The organism is Streptomyces sp. NPDC001717 (assembly GCF_042892775.1).
Lineage (GTDB): Bacteria > Actinomycetota > Actinomycetes > Streptomycetales > Streptomycetaceae > Streptomyces.
This window is the reverse complement of record NZ_JBIAUK010000060.1, coordinates 1-5,752: the sequence shown is the minus strand read 5'-3', so window position 1 is coordinate 5,752 and position 5,752 is coordinate 1. Positions and strand designations below refer to the sequence as shown.

The 5,752-nt window shown below is 71.4% G+C and carries 3 protein-coding genes; all 3 read left to right on the top strand.

Going from position 1 to position 5,752, the window contains the following annotated elements:
* Positions 1 to 1,595: acyltransferase domain-containing protein (locus ACFYZL_RS39900; RefSeq protein ID WP_388686098.1), on the top strand; the 1,595-nt coding region annotated here is incomplete at its 5' end.
* Entirely contained in the window at positions 1,592 to 4,972 is a 3,381-nt protein-coding gene (locus ACFYZL_RS39895) for an amino acid adenylation domain-containing protein (protein ID WP_388686096.1), read from the top strand. The genes ACFYZL_RS39900 and ACFYZL_RS39895, both read left to right, overlap by 4 nt.
* Positions 4,969 to 5,752 (top strand): beta-ketoacyl synthase N-terminal-like domain-containing protein (locus ACFYZL_RS39890; RefSeq protein ID WP_388686095.1); only part of this gene is annotated, 784 nt, incomplete at its 3' end. The genes ACFYZL_RS39895 and ACFYZL_RS39890, both read left to right, overlap by 4 nt.

Genomic DNA, 5,752 nt, shown 5'->3' with positions numbered 1-5,752 from the left:
TGCGGACGGGCCGCAGGGAGTTTCCGTACCGGCGGGCGGTCGTGGCCCGGTCCACGGCCGACGCGGTCACCGCACTCCGCACCCCCACCACACCCCGTTCCGTGTCCTCCGCTCCGAGGATCGCCTTCGTCTTCCCGGGACAGGGTGCGCAGTACGCGGGTATGGGCCGGGGTCTGTACGAACGGGAGCCGGTCTACCGGGAGCACCTCGACCTGTGCGCGCTGGCCGCGCTGCCGCACCTCGGCTTCGACATCCGCGACGTCCTGCATGCGGAAGGCGCCTCCGCCGACCTCGCCACGGACCGGCTCCAGCCGGCGTTGTTCAGCGTCGAGTATGCGCTCGCCAGGCTGTGGATGTCGTGGGGGATCCGCCCCGAGGCGATGATCGGGCACAGTCTCGGTGAGTACGTCGCCGCCTGCCTGGCCGGCGTGTTCACCCTCGAGGACGCCCTCGCACTCGTCTGCGCACGCGGCAAGCTGATGCAGGCCACCGGGCCCGGCTCGATGATGGCGGCGGCCCTGGGGGAGGAGGCCGCCCTGCGGCTGGCCGCCGAGCACGGACTCTCCCTCGCCGCCGTCAACGGACCGGAGGAGTGCGTGCTCGCCGGTGACCCGGACGCCGTGTCCGAGCTCGCGGCAGCGCTGTCCGTCGCAGGTACGTGGCACCGTCAGCTGCCGGTCGCGAAGGCATTCCACTCGAGCCTGATGGACCCGGCGCTCGGCGCGTTCCGGACCGAGGCGGCGGCGGTGCGCCTGGAGGCACCCGACCTTCCCTTCTCCTCCAACGTCACCGGCACCTGGATCACCGGGGAGCAGGCCACCGACCCGGCATACTGGGCGGACCACATGCGCTGCACCGTCCGCTTCGCGGCCGGGCAGCAGACCCTGCTCGCCGCGGACGACCTGCTCCTCCTGGAGGTCGGCCCGGGCGCCACCCTGACGGCTCTCGCCCGACGGCAGGGTGGGGAAGGGCGTGCCGTGGCCTCCCTCCCGGGCAAGGCGGTGCAGGACGGCGCCGTACCGCAGGATGAACCGTCACGGCTGCTGCGTGCCGCCGCCCACCTGTGGGAGGCGGGCGCCACCCTGGACCTGGCCGCGCTCGGCAGACCCGGCGAAGCCCGCCGGGTGCCCCTGCCCGGCTACCCCTTCGAAGGGGACGCCTACGCCCTCGGAACCGGGCCCCGGTCGGCCGCTGCGGACACGCCGACGGCTCCGCCGCCGACGGCGCCGGAGGATGCCCCGACCCACCGGCGTCCCGACCTTCCCACCCCGTACGTCGAGCCCGCCGACGACCTCCAGAGGTTCATCGCCGGACTCTGGCAGGAGCTCCTGGGCTACCGGCAGATCGGCGTCGACGACGACTTCATGCAGCTGGGCGGGGACTCCCTGCTGTTCACCCGCCTCGGGGCCCGCCTCCAGGAGAGCTTCCCGGTGGACGTACCGCTCGCGGACGTCTTCGCGCACCCCACCATCGCCGGACAGGCCGCCGCCGTCGAGCAGCTCATGGTCGCGGCCCTGGACGCCATGTCCGACGACGATGCGGAACTGCTGGGCGCGGACCACCCGGCGGCCGACCAGGAAGGAGACGACCGATGACCTTGTCCGACCCGGCCACCGCCGGGCTGTCGGAGGCCAAGCGGGCCCTCCTCGACCGGTGGCTGCGCCGGCCGGCGGCCGCGCCGTCGGCACCCGCTCGCCGTGCCGTCAGCGGTCCGGCCCCCCTGTCGTTCACCCAGCTCCGGTTGTGGTTCCTGGAGCAGCTCAACCCGGGCAATACCGCCTACAACGCCCCGCTCGGCCTCCGGCTCCGCGGAACCTTGCACGTGCCGGCCCTCAGGCGGGCACTCGACGAGACGGTCCACCGGCATGAGGTGCTGCGGAGCACTCTCGCCCCGGGGCCGGACGGTCAGCCCGTCCAGACCGTCGACGCCCACGCCGCCATGGACTGGGCCGAGTCGGACCTCAGCACCTTCACCGGGGAGGCGCAGGAGGAGGAGATCCGCCGGCACTGCGCCGCGGAGGCCGGTACCCCCTTCGACCTGACGAGGGCGCCCCTCATCCGCACCCGGCTGTTACGCCTTGCCGACGACGACCACATCCTCGTTCTGACCTGGCACCACATCGTTTCCGACGCCTGGTCCGGGGGCGTCCTCATGCGTGAGCTGGACACCCTCTACGCGGCGTTCAGCCACGGAGGGGACAACCCACTCCCGGAACTCCCCCTGCAGTACGCGGACTACGCGGCCTGGCAGCGCAAGGAGCTCGAAGGGGAGAAGCTCGACCGCCTGCTGGGGCATTGGCGCGAGCAGCTCGCCGGCGCCCCGGCCCGCACCGACCTGCCCACGGACCGTCCCCGTCCCCCGGTTCAGGACTTCGCCGGGGACGAGGTCGCGTTCACCCTGGAGGCCGGCCTGGTATCGCGGCTGGACGCCTTGGCCCGGCGCCTCGACACCAGCCTGTTCAACCTGGTGCTGGCCGCGTTCCAGGCCGTTGTCCAGCGTTGGAGCGGCCACGACGACCAGCTGATCGGCGTCGCCGTGGCCAGCCGGACCCATGCGGAACTGGACGGGCTCATCGGCTTCTTCGCCAACACACTGGTCCTGCGCACCGACCTGTCGAACGATCCGTCCTTCCGCGAGCTCACCCGCCGGGTCACCACGGCCGCGGCGGCCGCCTACGCCCATCAGGAGGTACCGTTCGAGAAGGTCGTCGAGGAGTTCCAGCCCGAACGCGACCCGAGCCGGCACCCGCTCTTCCAGATGCTGTGTACATGGCAGAGCGAGGGGATGACCGCGTTCCGGCTGGACGCCCTCGACGTCGAACCGCTGGCGTTCCACACCGGGACGGCCAAGTTCGACCTCCAGCTCGGACTGCTGCACATCGGCGGTGAGATCCACGGCCGTCTCGAGTTTGCCACCGCCCTATTCGACCGGGAAACCGTCGAACGCCTGGCACGGCACCTGGCCGCCGTACTGGAAGGGGCCGAGGCGGACCCCGATCTGGCGCTGTCGGAACTGCCGCTCTCCGACGCGGCCGAAACGGCCCTGCTGCACGGGTACGGCGGAGTAGCGGCCCCGCTCACGGACCCCGACGTGGCCGTCCGGATCGAGGACCGGGCCCGGCACACACCGCAGGCCACCGCAGTCGTCTGTGCAGGCACCACCCTCACCTTCGCGGAGCTCGACCGCCGGGCTGACCGGGTCGCGGAACTGCTGCGTACCGCGGGAGCGGGGCCGGAGGTAACGGTCGGGGTGTGCGTACCGCGCTCCGCGGATCTCGTGGTGGCCCTGCTCGGCGTGCTGCGTTCTGGCAGCGCCTTCGTGCCCCTGGACCCGTCCTTCCCGGACGAACGCCTCTCCTACTTGCTCGACGACAGCGGCGCCGCGTGCCTGCTGACCGTCCGTTCTCTCGGCGGACGCATGGGGGACATACCCACCCTGTTCGTCGACGGCACGCTCCCCGCGCTGTCCGGCGGCGCCGTCCTCGACCGTACGGGCCGCCGCGCACCGGCGATTCGGCCCGAGAACCTGGCCTACGTCATCCACACCTCGGGTTCGACAGGGCGCCCCAAGGGCGTCGAGGTGACGCGCGGCTCGATGACCGACCTCGTCGCTCAGGCCGGCCGCACTCTCGACTTCACCCCACAGGACGTGCTGTGTGCCGTCAGCACCGTCTGCTTCGACATCACCGTGCCGGAGCTGTTCCTGCCGCTGTCTGCAGGGGGCCGGGTGGTCGTGGCCCAGGAGGACGAGGTGCGCGATGGCGTACGCCTCCTGGCCCTCCTCGACGAGCACCGGGTCACCGTGCTCGACGCAACACCCGCGACCTGGCGCATGCTCATCGCCGCCGGATGGGAGGGGGGCGGCACCTTGCGAGCGGCCCTCTCCACCGGCGAGGCCCTCGACCGAGGACTGGAGGAACAACTGCGGGCCAGGGTGCCCGAAGTGCACAATCTCTACGGCCCGACGGAGACCACCGTCTGGGCGGCGCATCACGTCACGGCCGCGGGCACCGGACCGGTGCCGATCGGGCGCCCGTTCGGATGCGCGCGCACCTACGTGCTGGACGCGCGGGGCGCACTCGCGCCGATGGGCGTTCCCGGCGAGCTGTTCATAGGAGGCGGAGGTGTGTCCCGCGGTTACCGGGGGCAGCCGGGGCTCACCGCGGATCGATTCGTACCCGATCCCTTCGGCGCGCCCGGTGGTCGCCTGTACCGCACCGGCGACCTCGTACGGTGGCGGGCCGGCGGCGTCCTGGAATACCTCGGCCGGATCGACCACCAGGTGAAGATACGCGGCTATCGCATCGAGCCGGGAGAGGTCGAACACGCACTGCGCGCCCACCCTGCGGTCGGACAGGCGGTCGTCATCGCCGAGGACGGCCCCACCGGGCTCCGGCTGCACGCCTACCTCGTGCCGGCCGGCCCGGAGCCCCTGCCCGGCTCCGCCGAGCTGGGCCGGTTCCTGAGGTCGGCGCTGCCCCCGTACATGTGCCCGGCCCGGTTCACCGTTCTCGACGCGCTGCCCCTGAACGGCAACAACAAGGTGGACCGACGGGCCCTGGCCACGGCAGTCGGTCGAGGCCTCGGCACCGGCGACGCGTACACCGAACCGGAGACGCCGACCGCGAAGACGATCGCCGACGTGTGGTGCCGCCTGCTCGGGGTGGATCGAGTGGGCGCGCACGACAACTTCTTCGACCTCGGAGGCCACTCCCTGTTGATCCTCCAGGTCCAACGCTCCCTGGCACAGCACCTCGACCGGGTGCCGAGCGTCGTCGAACTGTTCCAGTACCCCACCGTCGCAGCCCTCAGCACATGGCTCGACGGCGCCGGCGGCAGGTCGGACGACGAAGTGAAGCACGAGGTCCGCGACCGGGCGCGCACCCGACGGGAGGGCGCCGCGCGAGCACGGGCCCGGCGCGCGCCCGAATCTCCGGCAACTGTTCTTGGACAAAAGGGGGAAGAGCGATGACCGATCAGGATCTCGCTGATGCGGTGGCGGTTGTGGGTATGGCCGGGCGTTTTCCGGGTGCGGGGGATGTTGCTGCGTTCTGGCGGAATGTGCGGGAGGGTGTGGAGTCGGTTTCGTTCTTTTCGGAGGAGGAGCTGGAGGCCGAGGGTGTTTCGCCTGAGGTGTTCAAGCATCCGGATTATGTGCCGGCGAAGGCGGTGTTGGACGGGTGGGACCGGTTCGACGCGTCGTTCTTCGATTTCAGTGCGCGTGATGCGGAGTTGATGGATCCGCAGCAGCGGTTGTTCCTGGAGACGGTGTGGCTGGCGTTGGAGGACGCGGGGTACGCGCCGGGCGGGAGCGGCGGCGGCCGTGTCGGCGTCTACGCCGGCGCGTCCATGTCCAGCTACCTCCTCCAGGCCATCGGCTCCGAACCGGGCACCCTGCAGTCGATGCACCTCGACGACATTCCGCTGCTGCTCGGCAACAGCGGTGACTTCCTGGCCAGCCGGGTGGCTCACAAGCTGAACCTCAACGGTCCGGCGATGACGGTGCAGAGCGCCTGCTCGACGTCGCTCGTCGCTCTGCACCAGGCCTGCCAGGCACTGCTGTACGCCGAGTGCGACATGGCCATCGCCGGAGGGTCCGCGGTCCAGACGCCGCACCGAGCCGGATACGTCTACCGCGAAGGCGGCCCCAAGTCCCAGGACGGTCATTGCCGGGCGTTCGATGCGTCTGCCGGTGGGACGGTGGGTGGTTCGGGTGTGGCTGCCGTGGTGTTGAAGCGGTGGCAGGACGCGG